General features: G+C 62.4%; 20 protein-coding genes and 2 tRNA genes. 3 read left to right on the top strand and 19 right to left on the bottom strand.

The genetic code is table 11. The features are described from left to right. Nucleotides 1-17: 17 nt before the first annotated feature. Together xdhA and JANGC3_RS0101155 are read right to left on the bottom strand one after the other, a co-directional pair. Nucleotides 18-1,484: a xanthine dehydrogenase small subunit gene (gene xdhA, locus JANGC3_RS0101160; protein ID WP_017874642.1), complete on the bottom strand. Its 1,467-nt coding sequence runs from the start codon at nucleotides 1,482-1,484 to the stop codon at nucleotides 18-20. 307 nt (nucleotides 1,485-1,791) lie between these two features. Continuing rightward, nucleotides 1,792-3,093 (bottom strand): NCS2 family permease, encoded by a 1,302-nt coding sequence (locus tag JANGC3_RS0101155; protein WP_017874641.1) that lies wholly within the window; start codon nucleotides 3,091-3,093, stop codon nucleotides 1,792-1,794. 383 nt (nucleotides 3,094-3,476) lie between these two features. On the opposite strand from JANGC3_RS0101155, the gene JANGC3_RS0101150 reads away from it, so the two are divergent. Together JANGC3_RS0101150 and JANGC3_RS0101145 are read left to right on the top strand one after the other, a co-directional pair. Further along, the gene (locus JANGC3_RS0101150) at nucleotides 3,477-4,730 is read left to right on the top strand and encodes an allantoate amidohydrolase (protein ID WP_026132390.1); all 1,254 of its coding nucleotides are present in this window, start codon (nucleotides 3,477-3,479) and stop codon (nucleotides 4,728-4,730) included. Nucleotides 4,731-4,802: 72 nt separating this feature from the next. After that, nucleotides 4,803-6,431 (top strand): HAL/PAL/TAL family ammonia-lyase, encoded by a 1,629-nt coding sequence (locus JANGC3_RS0101145; protein WP_017874639.1) that lies wholly within the window; start codon nucleotides 4,803-4,805, stop codon nucleotides 6,429-6,431. 80 nt (nucleotides 6,432-6,511) lie between these two features. Here the strand turns inward: JANGC3_RS0101145 and JANGC3_RS28035 are convergent, their stop codons facing one another. The 8 genes from JANGC3_RS28035 to JANGC3_RS0101105 all read right to left on the bottom strand — a co-directional run bounded on the left by JANGC3_RS28035 (nucleotide 6,512) and on the right by JANGC3_RS0101105 (nucleotide 10,693). Continuing rightward, the gene (locus JANGC3_RS28035) at nucleotides 6,512-6,832 is read right to left on the bottom strand and encodes a hypothetical protein (RefSeq protein WP_017874638.1); all 321 of its coding nucleotides are present in this window, start codon (nucleotides 6,830-6,832) and stop codon (nucleotides 6,512-6,514) included. Nucleotides 6,833-7,000: 168 nt separating this feature from the next. Next, nucleotides 7,001-7,255: a hypothetical protein gene (locus tag JANGC3_RS0101135; RefSeq protein ID WP_017874637.1), complete on the bottom strand. Its 255-nt coding sequence runs from the start codon at nucleotides 7,253-7,255 to the stop codon at nucleotides 7,001-7,003. Between the two features lie 133 nt (nucleotides 7,256-7,388). Then, a complete protein-coding gene (locus tag JANGC3_RS0101130; RefSeq protein ID WP_017874636.1) occupies nucleotides 7,389-7,772 on the bottom strand; it encodes a GtrA family protein in 384 nt (127 codons plus the stop codon). A 189-nt stretch (nucleotides 7,773-7,961) separates the two neighbouring features. Then, nucleotides 7,962-8,037 (bottom strand) — tRNA-Asn (locus JANGC3_RS0101125). A 159-nt stretch (nucleotides 8,038-8,196) separates the two neighbouring features. Beyond that, nucleotides 8,197-8,535, bottom strand: a complete 339-nt coding sequence (locus JANGC3_RS0101120; protein ID WP_157406398.1) for a Dabb family protein — start codon at nucleotides 8,533-8,535, stop codon at nucleotides 8,197-8,199. Between the two features lie 16 nt (nucleotides 8,536-8,551). After that, nucleotides 8,552-9,799, bottom strand: a complete 1,248-nt coding sequence (locus JANGC3_RS0101115) for a glycerate kinase type-2 family protein (protein WP_017874634.1) — start codon at nucleotides 9,797-9,799, stop codon at nucleotides 8,552-8,554. Nucleotides 9,800-9,860: 61 nt separating this feature from the next. Next, nucleotides 9,861-10,028, bottom strand: coding sequence for a hypothetical protein (locus tag JANGC3_RS32220; protein ID WP_017874633.1), 168 nt, complete (start codon nucleotides 10,026-10,028; stop codon nucleotides 9,861-9,863). A 194-nt stretch (nucleotides 10,029-10,222) separates the two neighbouring features. After that, on the bottom strand, nucleotides 10,223-10,693 hold the full coding sequence (locus tag JANGC3_RS0101105) for a gamma-glutamylcyclotransferase family protein (RefSeq protein ID WP_017874632.1): 471 nt from the start codon (nucleotides 10,691-10,693) through the stop codon (nucleotides 10,223-10,225). 105 nt (nucleotides 10,694-10,798) lie between these two features. Here JANGC3_RS0101105 and JANGC3_RS0101100 point away from each other — a divergent pair, with 105 nt between their 5' ends. Beyond that, on the top strand, nucleotides 10,799-11,524 hold the full coding sequence (locus JANGC3_RS0101100) for an AraC family transcriptional regulator (RefSeq protein ID WP_017874631.1): 726 nt from the start codon (nucleotides 10,799-10,801) through the stop codon (nucleotides 11,522-11,524). Here the strand turns inward: JANGC3_RS0101100 and JANGC3_RS0101095 are convergent. The 9 genes from JANGC3_RS0101095 to JANGC3_RS0101055 form a co-directional block, all read right to left on the bottom strand. Beyond that, nucleotides 11,516-13,117, bottom strand: a complete 1,602-nt coding sequence (locus tag JANGC3_RS0101095) for an FAD-dependent oxidoreductase (protein WP_017874630.1) — start codon at nucleotides 13,115-13,117, stop codon at nucleotides 11,516-11,518. The genes JANGC3_RS0101100 and JANGC3_RS0101095 overlap by 9 nt on opposite strands. 223 nt (nucleotides 13,118-13,340) lie before the next feature. Continuing rightward, nucleotides 13,341-13,931, bottom strand: a complete 591-nt coding sequence (locus JANGC3_RS0101090; protein WP_017874629.1) for a hypothetical protein — start codon at nucleotides 13,929-13,931, stop codon at nucleotides 13,341-13,343. A gap of 467 nt (nucleotides 13,932-14,398) precedes the next feature. After that, nucleotides 14,399-14,656: a PAAR domain-containing protein gene (locus tag JANGC3_RS0101085; RefSeq protein ID WP_017874628.1), complete on the bottom strand. Its 258-nt coding sequence runs from the start codon at nucleotides 14,654-14,656 to the stop codon at nucleotides 14,399-14,401. 3 nt (nucleotides 14,657-14,659) lie between these two features. Further along, nucleotides 14,660-15,790, bottom strand: a complete 1,131-nt coding sequence (locus tag JANGC3_RS28030; RefSeq protein WP_157406397.1) for a tetratricopeptide repeat protein — start codon at nucleotides 15,788-15,790, stop codon at nucleotides 14,660-14,662. A gap of 197 nt (nucleotides 15,791-15,987) precedes the next feature. Then, nucleotides 15,988-17,475, bottom strand: a complete 1,488-nt coding sequence (locus JANGC3_RS28025; protein WP_198291973.1) for a tetratricopeptide repeat protein — start codon at nucleotides 17,473-17,475, stop codon at nucleotides 15,988-15,990. 125 nt (nucleotides 17,476-17,600) lie between these two features. After that, nucleotides 17,601-19,631, bottom strand: a complete 2,031-nt coding sequence (locus JANGC3_RS0101070; RefSeq protein WP_017874625.1) for a phospholipase D-like domain-containing protein — start codon at nucleotides 19,629-19,631, stop codon at nucleotides 17,601-17,603. Nucleotides 19,632-19,679: 48 nt separating this feature from the next. After that, complete coding sequence (locus JANGC3_RS28020; RefSeq protein WP_157406396.1) at nucleotides 19,680-22,403, bottom strand: type VI secretion system Vgr family protein; 2,724 nt, start codon at nucleotides 22,401-22,403, stop codon at nucleotides 19,680-19,682. Nucleotides 22,404-22,666: 263 nt separating this feature from the next. Then, nucleotides 22,667-23,506 (bottom strand): metallophosphoesterase, encoded by an 840-nt coding sequence (locus tag JANGC3_RS0101060; protein WP_017874623.1) that lies wholly within the window; start codon nucleotides 23,504-23,506, stop codon nucleotides 22,667-22,669. A gap of 118 nt (nucleotides 23,507-23,624) precedes the next feature. After that, nucleotides 23,625-23,700, bottom strand: a tRNA-Asn gene (locus JANGC3_RS0101055). Nucleotides 23,701-23,722 lie beyond the last annotated feature (22 nt).

Raw genomic sequence — 23,722 nt, 5'->3', positions numbered from 1 at the left:
CATGTCTCCTGGCGTGCTCAAGCGTGGGCAAAGGCGTTGGTGGCGGACGCCGGCAACGGCGCGTCCGGCCGGGTTTCCAGCCAGAAGCGGCGCAGCAGGTTTTGCGCCGTCGTCATACGGTATTCTCCCGAGGCGCGCATGTCGGACAGCGGCGCGTAGTCGCGCGTCATCAACTCCATGGCGGCCTCGACGGCGGCCTCGTCCCAGACCTTGCCCTCCAGCGCCGCCTCGGCGTGGTCGGCGCGCTTCGGCGTGGCGGCCATGCCGCCGAAGGCGATGCGCACGTCGCGCACCGTGTTGCCGTCCAGCGTGGCCGAGAACGCGGCGCAGACGGCGGAGATGTCCTGGTCGAAGCGCTTGGCCAGCTTGTAGGTGCGGAAAATCAATTGCTCGGCCGGCAGGGGCACGCGCACCGCCTCGACGATCTCGTCCGGCTGCATGTCCTTTTTCTGGTACGCCAGGTAGAGTTTTTCCAGCGGCAGCACGCGGCGCCCGCGCACGCCGTTCAGCACCACCTCGGCTCCGAGCGCGATCAACCACGGCATCGAATCGCCGATCGGCGAGCCGTTGGCGACGTTGCCGCCCAAGGTGCCGGCGTTGCGGATCGGCAGCGAGGCGAAGCGTTTCCACATGTCGGTCAATTGCTCCGGGTACAAGGCGGCAATCGCGCCGTAGGCGTCGTTCAGGCTGACGCCGGCGCCCACTTCCAGCATGCCGTCGATGTTGCCCATGCGTTTCAGCTCGGCCACCTGGCCCAGGTAAATCACGTCGACCAGCTCGCGCATTTGCTTGGTGACCCACAGGCCGACGTCGGTCGAGCCGGCCAGGATGACCGCCTGCGGCCGGGCGGCGCGCAGCGCCAGCAATTCGGCCAGCGTGCGCGGCGCGTGGAAGCTCTGGCCGTCGTGGGTGTAGGAAAACGATTCCTTGCGTTCGATCGCGCGCAACGCCGACGTCATGGCGTCGCGGTCGAAGCGTTGTTTGGGTAATTCGCACATGCGTTGCGCCGCCTGGATGAGGGGACGGTAGCCGGTGCAGCGGCACAGATTGCCGGACAGGGCCTCGTCGATTTGCTTACGTTCGGGAATGTTGTCGTCGTCTTCGTGCTTCAGGTACAGGTCCCACAGCGACATCACGAAACCCGGCGTGCAAAAGCCGCATTGGGAGCCGTGGCACTCGACGATGGCCTGCTGCACCGGGTGCAGGGTTTGCTGGTTCTTCAAGTCTTCCACCGTGAACAGCGCCTTGCCGTCCAGCGTGGGCAGCATCTGGATGCAGGCGTTGACGGACTTCATGCGCACTTCGCCGTCCTGCAATTCGCCGATGACGACGGTGCAGGCGCCGCAATCGCCCTCGGCGCAGCCTTCCTTGGTGCCGGTGCAATGCAAGTCCTCGCGCAGATGCTGCAGCACGGTGCGCGTGGGCGAGGCGTTCTCGACGCTGTGGGTGCTGCCTTGGTAGAAAAAGCGGATTGGTTCTGACATGAAATCTCCATCGTGTATTTTTTATAGAGACTGCTGCATATCGCGCGGCCCGGCGCGCCTTTGCACTACAGCTCCTGACGCTTTCAGATTACCATTCGCACCAGGCGCTGCCATATGCGAATTATGATTCTGGGTATCAACGCGGGGGTACAAGGGGGGCACGTTTTAAACCAACGGCGCAACTACGCGGCCAGACCCCGGGGGTCTGGCCGCGTAGTTGCGCCGTTGTTGTTTTTTGCGCCGGCGCGACGCCGGCTTTGATGGGCGGGGCCGGCTCCGACGGAGACGGCCCCGCTTTGACGCGGTCTTAGTGACCGCCGAGGTAGATGAACTTGAACATGAAGACGCCGGAGATGATGGCGGCCAGCGCCGACACCTGCTTGACGCGGCCGGTCAGCACTTTCAGCACCACGTAGGTGATGAAGCCGAACGCGACGCCGTTGGCGATCGAGTAGGTGAACGGCATGATCAGCGCGGTAACGGCCGCCGGCACGCTTTCGGTCGAATCTTCCCAGTCGATTTCGACCAGTTCGCGCAGCATCAGGCAAGCGACATAGAACAGCGCGGGCGCGGTGGCGTAGGCCGGCACGGTGCCGGCCAGCGGCGCGATGAACAGGCAGGCCAGGAACAGCACGGCCACGGCGACGGCCGTCAGGCCGGTGCGGCCGCCCGCCTGCACGCCCGCCGCGCTTTCAATGTAGGCGGTGGTGCTGGAGGTGCCGAGGAAGGAACCGGCGACGATCGCGGTGCTGTCGGCGAGCAGGGATTTGTTCAAACGGTCCATTTTGCCGTTTTTCAGCAAGCCGGCGCGGTTGGCCACGCCCATCAGGGTGCCGGTCGCGTCGAACAGTTCGACCAGGAAGAACACCAGCACGACGTTCAAGATGCCGGCCGACAGTGCGCCCATGATGTCGAGTTTGAACAGGGTTGGCGCCAGCGACGGCGGGGCCGAGAAGACGCCGGCGAATTTATTGTCGGTGAACAGGAAGCTGGCCAGGGTGACGGTGACGATGCCGATCAGGATGGCGCCGCGCACTTTCAGACGGTCCAGCGCGACGATGATGAAAAAGCCGATAATAGCCAGAATCGGTGGCGCCTTGTGCAGGTCGCCCAGCGTGATGAAGGTGGCGGGATTGGCCACGACGAGGCCGGAACTTTTCAGGGAAATGATGGCCAGGAACAAGCCGATGCCGACGGTGATGGCCGTTCGCAGCGATTGCGGGATGGCGTCGATGATCATTTCGCGGATCTTGAAGACGCTGACGACGACGAACAGGCAACCGGAGATGAACACGGAGCCCAGCGCAACCTGCCACGGAATGCCCATGCCGATGACGACGGCGTAGGCGAAGTAGGCGTTCAGGCCCATGCCGGGGGCCAGCGCGATCGGATAGTTTGCGTACAGACCCATGATCAGCGTGCCGATCGCCGCCGCCAGGCAGGTCGCGACGAACACCGAGTCTTTCGGCATACCCGCATCGCCGAGGATGGACGGGTTAACAAAGATGATGTAAGCCATCGTCAAGAAGGTGGTGAGACCGGCGAGCAGCTCGGTGCGAACGTCGGTCCCGTTATCCTTCAGTTTAAAAAATTTCTCCAAGAATTCCATTTCAATCTCCTAATTATTATCAACATCACATCCCATACGCAGTCTACAGTTTTCTGTTCGCAAGTCGGGTGATGTAATGTCGCTCACATCCGGGTCCGGTAGATACTGCTGGCCGACATATGCGGTATTGCGATCCGATGATAGTGGCAGGACACATAGATTTCCACAATGAAATTTTCGCGCCGCAACGGCCTTGGCTGGCACCGGGGGGGGGAGGGCCTTACGCCGCGGGTTTGCCGACTAGCCCTGCCACGGCGTGGATTATCCCCCACTGCGCCCTGCCACGCCACAAAAAACACACACCCCAACATTGCCCCCAAATATTGTATACAATCTTCGAATACCGGAATATAATTTAATCAAACAAGAATGGAGGAGCGACGATGTCTGATAGCAAAGAAAGAAACGCGTCTTGCGGCGCCACAATTATGCGCTGGGCCGAGCAACTGGCGTGCCACAGCGAATCGCCCGGCCTGCTCACGCGCACCTACCTGACCACCGCGCACCGCAGCGCGGCGGCCCAGCTGGCGCAGTGGATGACGCAGGCCGGCATGACAGTGCGCCAGGACGCCGCCGGCAACGTCATCGGCCGCTACGAAGGCAGCGCGCCGGACGCGCCGGCGCTGCTGACCGGTTCGCATTTCGATACCGTGCGCAACGCCGGCAAGTACGACGGCAACCTGGGCATCCTGCTGCCGATCGCCTGCGTCGGCCAGTGGCACCAGCAGCAACGGCGCTTCCCCTTCGCCATCGAAATCGTCGGTTTCGCCGAGGAGGAAGGCGTGCGCTTCAAAGCCACCCTGCTGGGCAGCCGCGCCATCGCCGGCACCTTCGACACCGCCGTGCTGGAAAAGCGCGACGACCAGGGCCAGAGCATGCGTGAGGTGATGGCCGCGGCCGGCTTCGACGCCGGCGAGCTGGGCCGCGCCGCCTTCAAGCCGGAAAACGTGCTCGGCTTCATGGAGGTGCATATAGAACAAGGTCCGGTGCTGTTGGATGAAGACCTGGCGGTCGGCGTCGTCACCGCCATCTCCGGCGCCTCGCGCTTCCTGGTCGCCGCCAACGGCCTGGCCGGTCACGCCGGCACGGTGCCGATGAACCTGCGCCGCGACGCCGCCATGGCCGCCGCCGAAATCGGCCTGTATATCGAAAAACGCTGCTCCGGCGTGCCCGGCCTGGTCGGCACCGTCGGCCAGTTCGACGTGCCCAACGGCGCCGCCAACACGGTGCCGGGCAAGGCCGTCTTCACCATCGACATCCGCGCCGAGAGCGACGCCGTGCGCCTGGCCGCCGTCGCCGACGTGGTGCGCGAAATGCCGCTGATCGCCGCGCGCCGCGGCGTCACGCTCGACGTCAACCGCACCCACGAGGCGGTCAGCGTGCCCTGCGCCGGTTGGCTGCAGGAGCAACTGGCCGGCGCCATCGCCAGCGCTGGCCTGCCGCTGCGGCACCTGCCGTCCGGCGCCGGCCACGACGCCATGGCGATCGCCGCGCTGACCGACGTGGCGATGCTGTTCGTGCGCTGCGGCAACGGCGGCATCAGCCACCACCCGGACGAAACCATGACGGCCGACGACGCCGCCACGGCCGCCGCCGTGTTCAGCCGCTTCGTCGAACAGTTTTCACCCCGCAAATAACAACACAACGGCGCCGCCCACGGCGCCACGACCAGCAACATTGCCCTTGAGAGAGATACCATGAGAGACGACATGAGCACCACCACCCTGATCGACGGCTTCACCCTGACCGCGGCCCAAGTGATTGCCATCGCCCGCGACCCGGCCATCAAGGTCGGCCTGGCGCAATCGTCGCGCGACGCCCTGAAGGAAAGCCGCGACTACATCGAGGCGACCTGGATGCACGACGAGGCGCCGATGATGTACAGCTTCAACACCGGCGTCGGCCTGCTGAAGGACACCCGCGTCAAGGTCGAGGACATCGTGCTGTTCCAGACCCAGTTGATCCGCGCCCACGCGGCCGGCATGGGCGAGCCCTTCGCCGAGGACGTCAGCCGCGCCACCATGCTGCTGCGCGCCAACGCCTTCGCCTCGAACTACTCGGCGCCGCGGGTCGAGGTGGTCGACCGCCTGCTGGCCTTCGTCAACGCCGGCATCCACCCGATCATGCCGCAAAAAGGCTCGGTCGGCGCCTCCGGCGACTTGGCGCCGCTGGCCTATCTGGCCGCCGCCATCGCCGGTTTCGACGAAGCCGAAGTGATGTACCAGGGCAAGCGCATGCCGGCCGCGCAGGCCATCACCGAAGCGGGCATCGGCCCGGTCAAGTTCGACTTGAAGGCCAAGGACGCCTCGGCGCTGATCAACGGCTGCACCGTGTCGCTGGCGGTGGCGGTGCTGGCCGCGCACGACGGGCGCAACCTGTTGTCGGACGCCTGCCTGTCGCTCGGCCTGACGCTGGAGGCGATGCGCGCCGAAATGGCCGCCTTCGATCCGCGCATCCACCAGGCCCGCCCGCACGCCGGCCAGATCAAGACCGCCGCCGTGATGCGCAACCTGCTCGACGGCTCGACCCGCACCACCCACGAGGCGCGCGCCGTGCAATTCCCGGGCGAGCTGCGCCGCACCGACATTCCGTACAGCGCGCGTATCCAGGACGTCTACTCGCTGCGCTGCTCGCCGCAAGTGTACGGCCCGGTGTTCGACGCGCTCGACTATATCGACAACATCGTCGTCAAGGAAATCAACTCGGCCACCGACAATCCGCTGATCTTCGGCAAGGACGGCGGCGGCTTTGAAATCATTTCCGGCGGCAACTTCCACGGCCAATACCTGGCGCAGGCGATGGACTTGCTGGCGATCTCGATCGCCGACCTGGGCAGCATCTGCGAGCGCCGCGTCGCGCGCCTGATCGACCCGACGCTGTCGTGGGGCCTGCCGCGCAACCTGATGAGCGGCACGGCCGGCGTCAACACCGGCTACCCGGTGGTGCAGTGCTCGCTGAGTTCGCTGGTAATGGAAAACCGCACGCTGTGCATGCCGGGCAGCGTCGACAGCATCCCGGCCAAGGGCAACAGCGAAGACCACGTGTCGAACTCGACCTGGTGCGCGCGCAAGGCCGCCACCGTGGTGGCAAACACGCAATATATTGTCGGAGTGGAAATGCTGCTGGCGGCGCAGGCGCTGACGATGACGGAAGACCTGCTGCCGGGCTTCGTGCTGGGCAAGGGCACGCAGGCGGCGTACGAATCGGTGCGCAGCCAGATCCCGGCCTGCCTGGACGGCGACCGCTGGTTCCACAACGACATCGTGGTGGCGCAATCGTTCGTCACCACCGGCTCGGTGCGCCGGGCTGTGGAAGCGAAAATCGGCGCCTTCGTCTGATCGGCGCGGCTGCCGCGTCGGCCCGGCATATGGCCGGGCCGACGCGGCAGCGCTGGAATATCCGTAGTGATCAGTAATGATCAGTAGTTGAGGGCCGACGAGCCGTCGGCAAAGCAGGCGTCGTAGCAGCGCGTGCACTGCGCGCAAAACAAATGGGCGACGCGCACGTCGTGCTGGCGCAGCACCAACTTCAAATGCCGCCCGGTACAGACCGGACAAGTCTCGCGCATGTCGCCCTGGGTCAACACGTCCTCGGCGACATACACGTCGTCGCAACGCGCCCCGACCACTACCGCCAAGGGGTCGAGCTCCTTCAACATCAGCGGCGGCATCTTCACTTGCGGGTCGCGGTGCTCCGCCACCGCGCGTTCGGTCGGGCGCACTTTTTCGTCTTGCTCCATATTTTCTCTCCTGTTGCTGCAGGACACGCCGCTGTAACGGTGTTTTATATGCGGCTGGGGAAGTTAACCTTAGTCAATTAACGCCGCACCCGCAAGCAATACGTGCATAAACTTGACATGATCTTGCGCAATACTGCTGCTGAGTTCGCTCAATAGCAGGCTGCGCGCTTAAGTGCCGGGCCGGCTGTCGCGCGCGCCGGACGCCAGCATGGCCAGCGCCACCTTGCGCGCCTCGGCCGCCGCTTCCTCCTCGCTGTGGAACACCACGCCGACGGCGACGCGCTGGTGCGGGAAAATGCTATTGCGATGCATCGGGTTCGGCGACGGCCCGTAGATGGTCAAGTGGGCGCCCCAGCCCTCGCCGAGCGGCAGCGGCACGCCGGCGTACTCGATGTCGTATTCGCCAAAGTGTTCGGAATGCATAGCGCGTCCTTCCAAGGCCGGATGGTGAGCATGAGCTTAGCACGCGACGCCAATCGGCGAAGCGCGGCAGGCACCGATCTATACCAAACCCCGGCCGCTGGCGTCCTGAGCAATCCGATAGCCGACTGCCGCCCTACTCCGCCGGCTTGAACGCCCACCACCGACTACCGGCGAAATTCCACGCCAGCCCGATCGCCGTCGCCAGAATCTGTGCCAGCCAGTAGTTCCAGCCCATGTTCTGCACCAGCGCCCACATCAAACCGGTGTTCATGCACCAGCCCAGGCCCAGCAGGGTGAAGTATTTGCTGGCGGCCTCGCCGTGCGTTTTACCGCTCTCGAACGTGAAGAAATAGTTGAGGATGTAGTTCACCACCGAACCCAACACATAGCCCACCGCGGAGGCGGCGGCGGCGCTCACCCCGGTCAACTCGACGCCGACCCACAGCACGGAATATTGCACCGCGGTACCGGACGCGCCGACGGCGGCGAAGTGGAGAAACTGGCGTTGAACGGACATCGTAGCTTTCTTTCAAAGACCTGCACGCAGAATTCTTGCGGGTGAATAATATAGCAAAACGACAGCGATCCTCGCAAGCGCCCATCCACGCCGCACAAGCTTGGAATGGCGATGCGAGCGGCTCGCGGCAGCTATAGGCAAAAAAAAACACCCGGATTGCTCGCGGGTGCTTTTTCATACTACGTGTTCTGGCTCCCCGACCTGGACTCGAACCAGGGACCTGCGGATTAACAGTCCGTCGCTCTACCAACTGAGCTATCAGGGAAAAGAGGCCGCATTATATACGTCGCAATTCCGCTTGTACAGATTCCGAGGTGAAAAAATTTACCCACGCTGGAAATGCCGTTCGCCGCGCCAGCCTGCGCCAGAAGGCCAGCAACATTGTCGACTGGAGACTGGACGTGCCGCGCACGTCAAGCCGGGGTCAGACCTGGAGGTCCGACCCCGGATCCGTCGGCGCGTAGTCGACCACCAGCACCTTCGCCAGCGACGGTTTAAGCAGCTCGACAAAACGCAGGTGCGCCGGGTCGATCAGGTAAGCGTCGCGCCCCGCCGCGTCGGCGAATGTCAGCGTGAAGCAGTCGGTGAAGCCGTCGGCCAGGCCTTCCGGGCTGACGTTGACGCCGCATTCGACATGGCGCACCTGCGGGATGTACTCCTTCAGCAGCGCGAATTCCCGCCTCAGCAAGGCGACCTGTTGCTCGGTGGCGTCGTCGCGGAACGCGCACAATACGATGTGGCGCAAGCCCTCTGTCTGGTTCATGCTCATCTCCTCACGTTTACGCGATCAGGATCGCGCGGAAGTCATTAACGTTGGTGTGGGTCGGGCCGCACACCACCAGGTCGCCCAGCGCCGCGAAAGCGCTGTAGGCGTCGTGCCGGTCCAGGTAGCCGCGCAGGTCGACGCCGCCGGCGCGCGCCCGTTCGGCGCTGTCGGCCAGCCACAGCGCGCCGGCGTTGTCTTCGCTGCCGTCGACGCCGTCGGTGTCGCAGGCGATGGCGTTGATGCTGCGCTCGCCGCGCAGCGCCAGCCCCAGCGCCAGCAGGAACTCGACGTTGCGCCCGCCCCGGCCCGGCTTGACGGCGCCGAAGCTGACCTTGGTTTCGCCGCCCGACAGCAGCACGGCCGGACCGGCCAACGGTTCGCCGTAGTGCAGCGCCGACAGCGCAATGCCGGCGTGGACTTCGGCCACCTCGCGCGCCTCGCCCTCGATACAGTCGCTGAGGATCAGCGGCGTCAAGCCCAGCTCCCTGGCGCGGGCGGCGGCCGCGCGCAGGCTTTGCATCGGCGTGGCGATCAACTCGGTGCGGCAATGCGCGAAATCGCCCGGCGGCGCCGTCGCGGCCGCCAGCGCGGCGCGCACGTGCGCCGGCAGCGCCACGCCCAGGCGCCCGGCGATGGCCAGCGCGCTTTCCTCGTCGCTCGACGGCGCCACGGTCGGGCCGGAGGCGACCAGCGCCGGGTCGTCGCCCGGCACGTCGGAAATCACCAGCGTCAGCACCTGCGCCGGCCACGCGGCGGCGGCCAGGCGCCCGCCCTTGACCTGCGACAGCGCCTGGCGCACCCGGTTCAGTTCGCGGATGGTGGCGCCGGCCTGGAACAGGTCGCGCGTCAGTTGCTGTTTGTCTGCCAGGCTGATGCCCGGCACCGGCTCAACCAGCAGGGCCGAGCCGCCGCCGGACATCAGGCTGATGACCAGGTCGTCGGCGCTCAGGCCGGCCAGCGCGGCGCGGATCTCGCGGGCCGCCACGATGCCGTTCTCGTCGGGGAAGGGATGGGCCGCCTCCAGCACGCGGATGTGCCGGCACGGCACGGCGTGGCCGTAGCGTGTGACGACCACGCCTTCGAGCGGGCCGGGCCAGGCCGCTTCAAGCTGCGCCGCCATTTCCGCCGCGGCCTTGCCGGCGCCGATGACGACGGTGCGCCCGCGCGGTGGCGGCGGCAGGAACAGCGGCAGGCGCTTCGACGCTTGCGCGGCGGCGACCGCCGTGTGAAACAGGTCCAGCAGAATGGCGCGAGGAGTCATGGTTTTGTATAGTAAAGGTTGGTACTGCGAACGTGCGATGCAAACGTGTATTGCGCCGGTGTTAGCCGCACTTGGCCGCCCTGGCCAAGTCGGCCACCTGCCGCGGCGCCGCGGCGCCGCTCATCGCGGAACGGAAATACGCGAGCGCGACCCCAATAATCTCACCTTTGACGGCATCCGTGGTGGCGCGTTCGAAGTAGGCAGACTGGAATCCGATGTGAAAATTCATCAAAGATAGTTGTCGGCCGCGCTATGGCAGCGCTGCGCCGGCTGCCAACACCACTGCGTTCACCTCTCTCTTATGTTGGCTTAAACAAACTTCTCGATACGGCGCCGGTATCGTAACCCGGGATTATGATCAAATTCCCACCCAATCTCGCTCTCGACGTTTGCGGCACAGTTATGGATATATGCCGCCGCGCTTTACCGGCAGCCCGCCAAGCGCTCGACATACCAATCGGGAAAGCCGTACTCCCGCGCCACCGCCACCAGGCGTTCCTGGTAGGCGCGGTCGGTTGGCTGGCTGTCGCGCGCCGGCGGGATGTAGCACAGCGCCGGCCGCAGCGCCCCGTCGCGCGTCTCCACCAGCAGCGCTTCCGGCAAGAAGACGCCGACACCGTCCATCGCATATAGCCGGTCCAGCTCGGCGTGGCTGGCGCGCACCAGGACGCCGTAAATGGCGTGCCGGTCGGAGCGGCGGATATTGGCGTGCGGATCGAGATGAATGTCGAAACCGTTCAGTTTGGCAACCTCGATGTGATCGGGTTGGAAGCCGCCGCGCGCCATCACCTCGCGACCCATGAAACTACCGTAGAAGAACACCGCGACGCGTTTCGCCGCCGGTGGCGACGCGCCCTCGGAGTCTGGCTGGCTTGAATATTTGTCGTTTTGCATGTTGGCGCCTTGAAGTGGAATAGGGAACTCCGATATTATGTCGGCATGACAAACCCCGAACGCCAAGATATATCGCCGGTACGCCATGACGCGGATCCGTGGAGCGTGCTGGCGAAAAACCATCCGCAGGGCAGCGTGCTGGCGCGGCACCAGCACCGCGCCGGGCAACTGATCTACGCCACCGCCGGCGTGATGCAGGTCGACACCGGGGATGGCCGCTGGACGGTGCCGCCGCAGCGCGCCCTGTGGGTGCCGCCGCAGCATCCGCACGCGATCCAGATGTTCTCCGACACGCACATGCGCACCGTCTACCTGCAGCCGGCGCTGGTCGAGCAATGCGCCGGGTTCGCGCGCCACGGGCAGGTGCACGCGGTGGTCGCATCGCCACTGATCAGGGAACTGGTACTGGGCTTGTTCGACGCGCAGCGCCGCCACGAGATGCGCGCCCAGATGGCCGCCTTGTTGCCGCACGCCTTGGGCGAAACCCCTGCCCTGCCGACCTACTTGCCGATGCCGAGCGACGCCCGGCTGCGCGAGGTGCTGACGGCGCTGATGGCGGCCAACGACTGGCTGTTGCCGATGGACGCGGTGGCGGCGCGCGCGGCGATGTCCGGGCGCACCTTCACCCGGCGTTTTACGGCTGAAGTGGGCCTGAGTTTCCGGCAATGGCGGCAACGCGCGCGCATCATCGCCTCGCTGGACTTGGTGGCGGCGCATCGCTCCACCAAATTCATCGCCCACGCAATGGGCTTTGCGAACGCCGCCGCCTATGTTGCGGCGTTCCGCGAAGTACTGGGCAGCCCGCCGGGCTTGTTTCGAGGCTTAACGTAAGTCGTCAGAGCGCTGTTGCGCGGGACGCGCGGCGGATCCTGCCGAGTCTCGTTTCCCTTCGGAATTGAGTGCTATTTCTTCCAGCGGCGAGACGGCCGGGCCGTGCAACACCGCGCCGTCCGTGCCGAAACGCGAAGCATGGCATGGACAATCCCAAGAACGCTCAGCCGAATTCCAATGCACCACGCATCCAAGATGGGTGCATTTCGCCGATAGCGCGCGCAGTTCGCCTTGCTCGTCGCGGAAGACCGCCAGCTTGCGGGCGCCGTCCCGGACAATCGCGCCCGCTCCGGCGGCAATCTCTTGCACCGACTCCACTTCTCCGCCCGTCACCCATTCGCCATATTGCGCCAGCGTGTTGGCCTGTTCCATGACAAAGTCGGCGAGTCCGTGTGTTACCTTGCGCGCCGGATCGTAGATCGACCTCCAGGGATTGTCGCGCTCCATGATGAAATCGCTCACGAGCATCGCGCCTATCGTGCAATGCGTCATGCCATTGCCCGAGTCCCCGGTGATGATGTAGACATTCTTGTTATCCATCGGATTGCGCCCTAAATAAGCCGCACCGTCCGACGGCTCCATGACCTCGCCGGACCAGCGGTATTCGACCGACTGCGCCATGGGGAAGCGATGCCGCACCCAGCGTTCGATGTCGTCGTAACGGTGTTCCGGGTGCGCATCCTGGCCGACCTTGTGGTCGGCGCCGCCGACGACGAGAATGTCGTGATCGGCAGCACGGTCGGCGGATTCGAGGCGCACGTAGTAATACGGATCGCCCGTATCCCACAGTAAGATGCGCGGGACCGTTCCCTTGGGAATCCGCATGCCGATGACATAAGTGCGGTAGCCGGTTTGCTTCGTATGCATGACAACCCGGTCGTTGAACGGCGTATTGGTGGCGACCACGACCGCCCTGGCACGAACCTTTCCGTGCGTCGTGCCGACCACCTGAACCTCGCGGTTGCCGTCGATGCTGGTGGCGCGCGTGCCGCAGTAAATTTGCCCGCCGTTGCGGACGAAAGCCTGTGCCAGTCCGCCCAGGTACTGCAAGGGATGACATTGCGCCTGCTTACTGTAGCGCACGCATGGCCCGGTGTCGAAGCTCAAGCCCGGAACCCGCTCCAGCCGCTCAACCTCCACGCCGGCACGCCGCGCCGCCGCATATTCCTTGTCGATTTCCCGGAAACCATTGCCGGACGGCGTGTACAGATAACCGTCGAGACGATCGAATGCACAGTCGATCTGCTCGCGCTGAACAATGGACTCGACCAAATCGATGGCACCTGAAAAGCTACTGGCAATAAGCTTGGCGGAGTCGGTCCCAAACGCTTTTTCAACATCGACATACCATTCGTCCGGAGGGAAAAAGTGCGCGGTAGTCCGGCCGGTTTCGCCGGCGCCGATTCCCAGCGCATCAATCAACACCACCTCGCGCCCCTCCCGGGACAGCAGATAGGCCGTGGTCAGTCCGGCGATGCCGGCGCCGATGACACACACGCTGGTGTCAAGGTCGCCGGCCAACGGCGGGTAGGCGGGAACAGACGCGGTGTCCATCCAGATCGAGGTGGACGCGCCATTGGTAGCTGCCAGCATGATTCTTCCTTTCGATCCAGCACAGGCGAAACGTGATTTTTCAAAAAGGAAATCACGGTAGACGTGCAAATCCAGCCATCCATGGATAGACCATGGCGCGCGCGATTGGTTTAGTAAACCTCCTACCGCCCTGGCGACGCCTGCCGCTTCTACGACATCAAGCCACGCGGGCCGCAGGGAAAGTTATGCCTCACGGACAGAAGGGCGCGCCTCCACGCGGGGCTCATGATACGGCTGCCACAGTCAAGCGATCCAGCACCGGAGCAATGAAGATAATTTTGCGAAGCGACCGTTGTGGCCCGTGCGGTTGCATGCGGAAGTGCCCACGTCGCCAGTGCGCAGACACCTCCCCATGCGCGCGGGGAGCGTGACCGGGCTGCGTGAGCGGTCCCAACAAAATACGGTCGTATAAGTGATCAAGCCGGCGCCGCACTTTCGCAGCCTTCCTTGGTCCAAGTCGCGCGAGTTGCTGCATTGCGTCGGTGTACGCGGTCTCCTCGACGCGGCGTGCCAGCTCCACGTTCCAGTACAAAAATACTTTGGCGCAGATCTGGGCGACGGCTTGGTAGTGAAGGCGATCTTCATGAGCTAATTTGGCGGAAATTCGCTCCATGACGCGTACCAGCGGTTCGTTCTCATTGCCAATTACCAGGTTGATGCCACTGATGCCCCGTCCCGGATGGGCGCCCAGGTCGTAGATCGCGATCAAGGCGAGGTCACGCTCCCCGGCGAACATGGTGTCGAATACGTAGACGCCATCGATGCGGGTGAACGTGACGCCATCCTGGTGGGGCAGCAGAGCGGGTTGCCGCATCTCGTCACCGAAGCGGTCACTAAGTCGTGTCCCATATCGGGCTCTTGCCCTGGCGCGCCATTCGAAACTATGCGCCGCCACACCGGATCGACGCTGATGGCCTCCTTGATCAGTTTGGCGCTCTGATCGAATCGATAGCCCGGGTCGGCAATGAGCTGGTCAGCCGAAGACCGCTCGCCTGGCTTGCCTTCCATATACGCAGTCCAACGCTGCCATGCGGGAACGAGCCCAACGTTGCGGGCGCCCACAGGGTGCGGATCGGCGCTGGGAGCGAGGGCGTTGCCAAGCGCGGCAAGAAAATCCAGCGAAACGGGTGGCGCGGCGCCCGCCATTCCCGCCGTCAAACCGACCATGTTCCTATCCATGCTTGGCGCTGCGCCTGGCGCGCGCAGTTGGGATTGTGCAGGTTTCATGTCCAGTACCCTCCATTCGACGCACCACGCAACGGCCGCCGGTTCCTCGTCCAATTACTTGAGCGACGTGACGAGCTTCGCGCCGCACGCGGTGACGTCATCGTGATACGCATACGCGCGGCCCGCGTGCCGAGCGCCCGCGCCATCCGGCTTGATCGGGAAGTCGCCTTTGCATTTCGGGCAGCGCGTCATGTCATCGGCCAGCGCGGCGGCTTTGCCCATGACGACGGTGCCGGATGACGCCTTGACCACCGTGCCGCCGTGGTCGGTTTTATCGCCCAGGCGGATGACGCCGCGTCCTTGGTGTTGCATGGCTTACTCCTTAACAATTGTCGAACTTCGGATCGAAAAAATCCCCGAACCGACCGTCGGTGAGCCGGTATGGCGGAAAAGAAAACGGGCGTCGAGGAAATAGCGATCCATGCTCAACGACGCGGCGGTGGGCTTTGGTGGCGGTGGCTTTGGCTTCACGCCCGTTGCGGCGTTGAGGAGGGTGTCGCGGTCGCCGTTCCAGTCGGGCAAAGGTGCTGGCGGCAGCGGCAGCACTTGGTCAAGGTTGGGGAAACGGCGGTCGGGGTAGAAGCGTAGATCAGCTTGTATAATCCCATAGCGCTCTGATCTGGCTTTGTCGATATGCGGCGGCAAAATGTCGGCGATACCAAAGGCCCCGTCGAATTCCACTTGCAGGCTGTTTGCGCACTCCTCACAACCTAGTTTTACCCCCTCGTGCAGCACTTTTACCGCCTTGGCGCTGGTCTCCGCGGTGCGGTTGCCCCGGCCGGACGGAGGCCTGTTGCCTGCGATTAATGAACTCAAGCGTCTGGCGGCGGGTCCATAGCCCTGGCCGAATGCGCATTCCAGCATTTTAGTCGCGACTGGAATGTTGGCCCAGAACCCACCGCTAGGACTGTCATAGGTTGCATCCATTTTGTTGGCTAGCAAGGTCATCGCTTGGGGACTGCCGATCTGGGCGGCCTTCTGCCAAAACGCAAATGCTCTCGTGGCGTCACCGCCAACGCCCGTGCCATTCATGTAATAGGTCCCCATGCGGTCATAGGCGGCCGGGATGCCGAGCTGCATTGCGTTTTCCACTAGCTTCAACGCATCTTCCACGCCATGCAGAGGATCGCGCTTTTCGATGTACAGGCTGGCCAGGTTTAACATCGCTTTCCAATGCTTGCGTTCGGCGGCCTGCCACGTCAACTGGACAATTTTCTTGTAGTCGCGGTCTTCCGCTATCGTTTCAGGGCCTTCAAGCGCGCGCGCCTCAAGAAACCATTCCTCGGCCTGCGCATCGATGGCAGGGACTTTAGTCGACTCCACCTCGCAAACGAAGGTCGGCATGTGCGTATCAAATAAAGGCAAACTTTGATTTCGGGGCAGCGGCGTGGATTCGTTTGGCATTTTGCAGGAAATGGATGAAAAGCACAGCAAGGCTGCCAGCACGGCGCGCGGCAGGTGATCGCATAATCGACGTCGCCGTCGCATTGCTAGCCCAACCGCATCGTTGAGCTGCGCTTATCCTCAAGTAGTGGCAAATTTAAGTCTCGGTCGACGACGCCGCGTCCTTGGTGTTTCATGGCTTCCCCCCCTTAGCAACTGTCGAACTCGCCGACAAGCATTCTTCAGCGCCAGCGGCGCGGCTAGACCAAGTTCACGCCCACGTCATCCATCAAGTGCCAAGTGACTTCCCGCTCAGGCAAGGCCAGAAGCCACTCCTGTTCAGGCCGCGGAAACGGTTGGCCCTTGGTCAGCCAGACTTGCCGCCAGTGCTGGTTGACGATGGCGCGCAGCGGGTGCGAGTTATGCACCCAGGGCTGCCACACGCCGCTGGCGGGGCAGGCTCGGCCTGCCGGGCAGGCCATGAGCGGGGCGGCGCCCTGCACTTCACGTATCAAGCCCGATACGGCGCGGGGTTCGACCGCTTCGTCGTTATGCCTTTGCGTATCCCAGCGCTCCCAAACCACGCCAATGACGGGCTGCCGCTCATCGCTCGGATCGAAAAACTGCTCGAACCGCTCGTCGGCGACATACAGGCCGGGTGGCGTCTTGACGAGTTGCTCGCGGATGCGCTCTGGCTGCTGGTGGCCGGTCGGTTGCCAGTAGCCGGCTCGCGGCGCACACGCACCGCTGGTCATCTCGCCGGTATGGCGGAAGAGAAAGGCGGCGTCGAGGAAATGGCGGCCGGTGCGCAACGACGCGGCGCTGGGCTTTGGTGGCGGTGGCTTCGGCTTCACGCCCATTGCCGCGTTCATTAGGGTGTCGCGGTCGCCGTTCCAGTCGGGCAAAGGTGCCGGCGGCAGCGGCAGCACTTGGTCAAGGTTGGGAAAACGGCGGTCAGGGTTAAAGCCTAGGCCATCTTGAATAATGCTATAGCGCGCTGATCTGGCTTTGTCGATATGCGGCGGCAAAATGTCGGCGATGTTAAATTCCCCGTTGAATTCCGACCGCAGGCTGTTTGCGCACTCCTCACAACCTAATTTCACCCCCTCGTGCAGCACTTTTACCGCCCTGGCGCTAGTCTCCGCGGTGCGGTCGCCCCGGCCGGAAGGAGGCCTGTTGCCTGCAATTAAGGAACTCAAGCGCTCGGCGGCGGGTCCATAGCCCTGGCCGAATGCGCATTCCAACATTTTGATCGCGACGGGAATATTGGCCCAGAACCCGCCACTAGGACTGTCATAGGTCGCGTCCATTTTGTTGGCTAGGAAGGTCATCGCGTGGGGACTGCCGATCTGGGCGGCCTTCTGCCAAAACGCGAATGCTCTTGTGGCGTCACCGCCAACGCCCGTGCCATTCATGTAATAGGTCCCCATGCGGTCATAGGCGGCCGGGATGCCGAGCTGCATTGCGTTTTCCACTAGCTTCAACGCATCTTCCACGCCATGCAGAGGATCGCGCTTTTCGAGGTACAGGCTGGCCAGGTTTAACATCGCCTTCCAATGCTTGCGTTCGGCAGCCTGCCGAGTCAACTGGACGATTTTCTTATAGTCGCGGTCTTCCGCTATCGTTTCAGGGCCTTCAAGCGCGCGCGCCTCCAGAAACCATTCCTCGGCCTGCGCGTCGATGGCAGGGACTATAGTCGACTCCACTTCGCAAGCGAAGGTCGGCATGTGCGGATCAAATAAAGGCAAACTTTGATTTCTGGGCAGAGGCGTAGGTTTGTTTGGCATTTTGCAGGCAATTGATGAAAGGCACAGCAAGGCCGCCAGCACAGCACGCGGCAAGTGATCGCATAGTCGACGGGGCCGTCGCATTGCTAGCCCAACCGCATCGTTGAGCTGCGTTTGTCCTCTAGTGGCAGCAAAAATCCAACCATTGCCGCCCCTTCCTTTTTCCGAGCCAAATTTGAGTGCATCAATTTTTTCCATTGCTTAAAAGCCTCCGCAATATCCGCCTGGGTGCCACCATTCCCGTTGATCAGACCACCGCTATGCTGCATCCAGATCCGATTGCGCATGCTCCGGGCAAGCGCGGCATCATTCGTGGCAATGTTGATTTCACTGTCGACGGCCATACTGCGTTGGTTCAGGTTGGCGCTGCCGAGCGTCATAAATCCATCGTCGACCAGCAGCAATTTGGAATGGATGTATATTTCGCGGTAGCGCCAACGGCGCTTGTCATAACCACTCACCTGCAGCATGGCGACGGCAACTTTTGCGCTAAAAATATTCTCCAGTTGTATGGAATCGCGCTTTTCCATTTCATTGGCGTGCCGTACGACGGCGGGGAGATCGACACTGTTATTCGTGGGAATGCCCAGTTCATCCCTGGTAAATAGCGCCCTGGTACTTTTATTGACTTCATCGATCATTTTCACCTGCCCCGTCATGCCGCCCGGCGCCCCCAGCGCGGTGAGCGTATCGTGCGTGGTGGGGATCATTTGAGCCCGCTCCGGCACGGGTATGACGATAAACACGTGCATGACCGGCATGTCTTCCATACTTTTCCCCGCCTTGGCGGCTCCGCGTTTCCATGCGGCTACCACGTCCTTTCGCTTTTGCATCAGACGCTGCGCCCACTCTTCGTTCTGGAAGTACTGATTCTCGACGTAAAGGTAGCCACCGGCCAGGCAGGCCGCGTCGGTTGCGAGATAGTAGATATCCTTGATGCTTTTGTCGTCCTCATCCGGCTGGGTGCGCACGATCTGCACGGTGGAGTTGCCCGGCTCCGCCTTGCGCAGTAGCGCGGGAGGTACTGCCTTGCACTCGTCACGGGCCACGCATTGGTTCGCCGCCGTATGCATACGATCATCTATGGAGCGATCCCAGCCGGTTACAAAATTGTTGTAGACCGCAATCAGCGCCTTGCCGCCGTCGATACGACAGGCGTAGTCCTGGTAGGGCTTGAGGCTAAGAAATCCGGGGTCCGCCTCCCCGTCCTGCACACATTCCTTTGCCGTCAGTTCGGCCCCCTGCTCGCGCCGGGGATCTTCAAGTTTGTGCTCGCACGTGTCCCAGTAGTCGGTAACGGAATTGAGACCCATCACGTAGCCGACCGCCCTGCTGCCGCCCTCGTAGGCGAAGTCGATCAAGATTGTCTTTTGATGGTGGGTGCCGGCAAGGATCAAGCCCGCGCGTTCTATTTCCATTTGAGACATGGAGCCAGGTTGACGTTGCTCCGACGCGAGACTGCGCTTGATCTTGCCCGCGTCGCCGCTACGCTTACGCACTTCGATGCCCGGCAGTAGGCCGTGGAAGGCGGCGTCGCACCAACTGTAGCAGTACTCTTCGCGCGCCAGCAGCGGAATCATCTCCCGGGTAATTTTCCTGATTTTTTGACCTTTGATGTGTGGGCGTGGCTTCTCCCAGTCCGCTTGCAGCATGTCCAGGCTGCGCTTAGCGTTGATCTTGTCGGCCGCCGCGCTGCCGCTGCTGGTGCGCCATGGCGAAGTGCCGTGGGAGTGCCCTGGCATGTTAAGCGTTTTGCCTGCCACACGCCTGTCGAACCAGACCAGCAGGCGCACCTTGACACCACGGTTCCTCGCTTCGATCAGTAGATCGCCATAGGTCTTGCCCCTCGGCCAAGTAGGACCGGCGCCACGCCTTAGTTCCATGCCGGGGTCGAAGCCCCAGCAAACGAGGTCGATGCTTTGCTTCGCGCTTTCGATCTGCGTTGCGATATCGGCGAAGCCTTCTTCGCCGCAAAACAACACCTTGAGCTGGTTGTTATGAGTGATTGGATGGGTGGCATGGCGTTTTTCCGCGAACCACTGGGTGGTACTGGTGGCAGTGCGCCGGACTTCGTCGATGTGCGTGGTTTCAACGCGCCGGATCGGATCGGATGACATGGTTTTCCTTAAGTATCATTCGTTGATGGCGCCGATTGGCGGTCTCGCTCAGTCATGATGGCGACTTTCCGGCGTGTCGTGCAGGGCGCGCATGCCGACGTTTGACTGCGACTCGTCGGCTGAGGCAAGGTTGGCATTGGCATTGAGTGCGATTTCTTCGCCGTTGGGCAGTTTGACGGTGTAGCGCGGTGTACCGGTTTGGTGTTCGACCAGAATGCGCCCGAACTCGTCGGTCAGCCCGTCTTCCACCTTCGCACCGTCCTTGTACAAAGCGTAAGGTACGTGCGCGTAGCGCTTGCCGTCCGTATGCGATTGCAGGGTGTGCTGCAAATGCCCGGGCTTGGGCGCCGTCGCCAGAACCTCGGGCAACACGTCGGGCGGCGGCGGCGCGGTACGCGACGGCAGGGTCTCCAAATTACCGTGAAACAGCACGGGCTTGCGGGTAAAGAATTGGGACGTATCGCTAATTTCAAGCGTGTCGGTTCCGCCCGAGAAGCGCACGCCCAGTTTGCCGCGGATTTCCACCCAGTCCTGTTCACTGATCAAGGCAAGCACCTTCTTCGCGATGATGTCGATTTCGTCGCTCTGGGCCTGTATGCTGACCTTGCCCGACGCCGCGATCAGCTTCATGCCGGCCTTGTGGACGAACAGGCGAAAGGTCTGGCTGACGCTGGCGAAGAAGCTGTCGCCGGTAGCGACGGAAAAATGCTTCCCTGTGGTGATCGCCGTATGCTGGTCGCTGGCAATATGGGTCGATTGCGCCGTGGTGGTTTCGATGCCGGCTGGGCTGGCCAGCACCAGGTGCGGCGCGGCCAGTTCCGGGAAGGCTTCCGCGCTGCCGGCGCCCTTGATGGCGTCGTTCTGCACCTTGATGGCGTCGCTCACATCGGCTTGTTGGCCCGGTTGTTCCTGCGCGCCTTGCTGGCGCGCGGCGGCGGCCTGTTCCTCGTGCTGTTCGCGGGCAGCGGCCAAGCGCTGCAACGTCTCGCCCATGTCCTTGATGTGCGACGCGGCACGCGGCCGCGCCTCGGTCGTAATCAGCAAACCTTTGCCCGCGCGCGCCACGCCCCACCCGTCCGTCGCCAACTCCCAGCCTTCGCCGCGCGCATCGGTGCGGCCGGCATTGCCCTCTATACGGGTAATGGATCCCAGCGAAAGTTGAGAATGCTGATGGTCGCTTTTTAGCTGGACTTGAATTTTTTTGTAGGAGTCGTCGAAAATTAAGTGGTTGCTGCGTCCGGCAGCATTATTCCCACCACCCCCAGGAGTGAGTTCGCGTGTGCGGAAACCGGTCAGCGCCCGCTGGGCCGGCAATGACCACGACGGCATGTAGCGCTCGTTATGGATGGCATTGGCAACGTAGGGCCGGTCCGGCGAGCCGTCCAGCCAGTGAACCACCACCTCGGAACCGACGCGAGGAATGGCGGTCGCGCCAAGCTGGTTGCCCGCCCACCAAGCGCCTACCCGCATCCAGCTAGAACTGCCCTCGTCGTTGCCGCCGACCCGATCCCAGTGGAACTGCACGCGGATTCGGCCGTACTGGTCGGTGTGAATGCTGCCGTCACCCGCCGGCCCAACCACGATGGCGGTTTGCGGGCCCAACATTCTGACGTCAACGCTGTTGTAGCCTCGCCCCGGCCGCCATGGAATGATCTTGCGGATACAGGTCAAGTGATTCCTGTAGTGCGGCGCTTCGTCCGTTTCCTGCAAATAGTTATTTGTTGCGACATGCTGGACTTCGATAATCAGAAACTGGTTTCTGCCGGGGTCATTACCATAGCCGAATGGATTTTCGTCGAGGCGGTCGGCGAAGCTAAACCAGTAGCCAGGCGCCACCCGGCGATTGTTTGTGGCGGCCTTAAATTGCTTGGCCGCCGCTTCCATTTCCTGCATCCGCAAACGCGCTTGGGCGTCACCGTCCGCGCGGTCCTTGAAGCCGTACGCGCCCACATATTCATACGATTCGGTATCGGCCACGCGCCCTTGTCGATTTACAGTAGGCACGGAAACCTGACGAGGATATGGCTGTTTAAAATCGAAGCCCGCCAACGTCACGCTGCTCGGTATGAGCTGCCGCAGCGACGACCATTCACTGATCGCTTCCTCCTCCAGCGAGCCGCCGTGCCGGTGGAAACGGATTTCCGGATCGTCGTCGATCGGATCGGCCCTGGTGGAGTCATCGGAAAGCACGAGTTTGTGCCCCCGGTCCGTATGAATATAATAGTAATGCCAGCCAGCGGCCTCCCAGCGTCGATGCAGGTAGTTATGGTCGCTCTCGCGGAACTGCATGGCGTCCGTCATGGCCGGATCGTCGTGGACAAAACGCAAGTCCCAGTCGGCAGGGACGGCGTAGTCGCCGAACATACTTGCCGTTTGTTCGCGTAGTGTCTTGTTATGGAATAGGTAGTTGTCCTTACCGAAAGTCAGATACTTCAGCCACGGCCCTAGCGTGGCCTCATAATACGAAATATTTCCCGCTTTCTTCAGGCAAAAGGTAAAACAATAACCTGAAAAATAGCGCAGCGTGCCGTTTGCCTGTACTAGCGCGACGGACAACATTTTGCCCTGCATATCCTTGAGCGCGAGGTTGGCGCGGTCGGACAGCAGTTCAATGGTGAATTCAAAATCTCGGGACAGGCTTTCGACCGCGTTCAGTTTGTTGACAACAAGTTCGAATGGCGGCCCGTCGTTGTTGGGGAATGCCAGGCGCAAGATGCGGCTACGCTGACGGGCGCTGATCATCTCTTGCAGGTGTTGGAATTCCGTCCCCATGCGCTTATACCTTTCCAGATACACGTAAGCAAGCTTGACTGATCGCGATGGCGCAGCGTCGACACTTTCTATGGTAGATGCGAGATCGGGGACGAACTTTGAGCAGACTCAACGGCACCGGCTGCCAGTCACAGGGAATGGGGCGCGGATCGGGCGCGAACGGCCCTCTTGAGCGGTTTGGCGCGCTAATCGAATCAAAATCGCTGGGTCCGCAATGGGCTGGTCAGCCAAAGCGTGTTCGCGAAGCGCGTTTCGATTGACAATTACGACGGAACCTCGATAACCAGATTTCCGCGGAATCCCTCCTGCTCGCCTTTACTCAAGTAGCCCAGAGGATTGGCGACAACCCGACACGTCCAAGGCCGGCCATCTTGGTTACCTTGAACGATATAGTCATTCATGCAATGAAGGTGCCCGTGCATCCACACGTCGGCGAGCGGAAAAAGGTCGTCCAGCGCATTGCAGAATCCCGCCGTACCCGGCGTCAGGCCGTATCGCGGGTCGGCGCTCAGCAGCGTGGGGGCAAAATGCGTTACCGCTATGGTTGTGCCGTCGAACGGCACGGACAGCGCGGCGCGAAGCCAAGCCTGGCATGCGAGCGACATGTCACGAATACCCTCGGCCAGCAGAGGCTCGCCACCTTTCAGCGTCGTGTTCTTGCTTAAATAGTAGTTTGCCGCGCGGTAGGCCTTGCTGAGCATTTGCATTTGCTTGGTCGGCGTTTTTTCCTTGCCGGCGAGTGCCTCGAAATCGCTCCATAGCGTGGTGCCAGCGAAACGAACGCGTCCGAGCGTGACGACTTCGCGGTCCAGCCAGGTGATACCGAGACGCTCACACGTCTGGCGCAGGCGAATATACGTTTCATCGAACTCAAGCGTGTCGAATTCGTGATTGCCCGGCACGAACAGGACTGTGGAACACGTTGAGTCCGGCCGCAAAGGTGAAAATCGTTCGAGGCCGAAGTCGCCGGTCTCCAGACACGAGCCCGCTTGATAGGAGCCGATATCGCCGGCCAGCACCACGACGTCGACGTCGGTAGCGATACGGGGGCGGAAGTCGGGATAACGTTCGAGATGGAGGTCTGAGAATAACTGTATGCGCATAGTTCGCCAGTATATAAGACTTACCTAAGACTTACCCGACTCCCCCGGCACAACACCCGCCGTTTGGCGTAAACGACAAAGGCCTTCCGAGGAAGGCCTTTGTATTCACGCTGTGTTCTGGCTCCCCGACCTGGACTCGAACCAGGGACCTGCGGATTAACAGTCCGTCGCTCTACCAACTGAGCTATCAGGGAAAAGAGGCCGCACTATAACGCA

Source organism: Janthinobacterium sp. CG3 (assembly GCF_000344615.1).
Classification (GTDB): Bacteria; Pseudomonadota; Gammaproteobacteria; order Burkholderiales; family Burkholderiaceae_D; genus Janthinobacterium.
The sequence above is the reverse complement of the archived record's forward strand: the minus strand, read 5'-3'. Positions and strand labels throughout refer to the sequence as shown.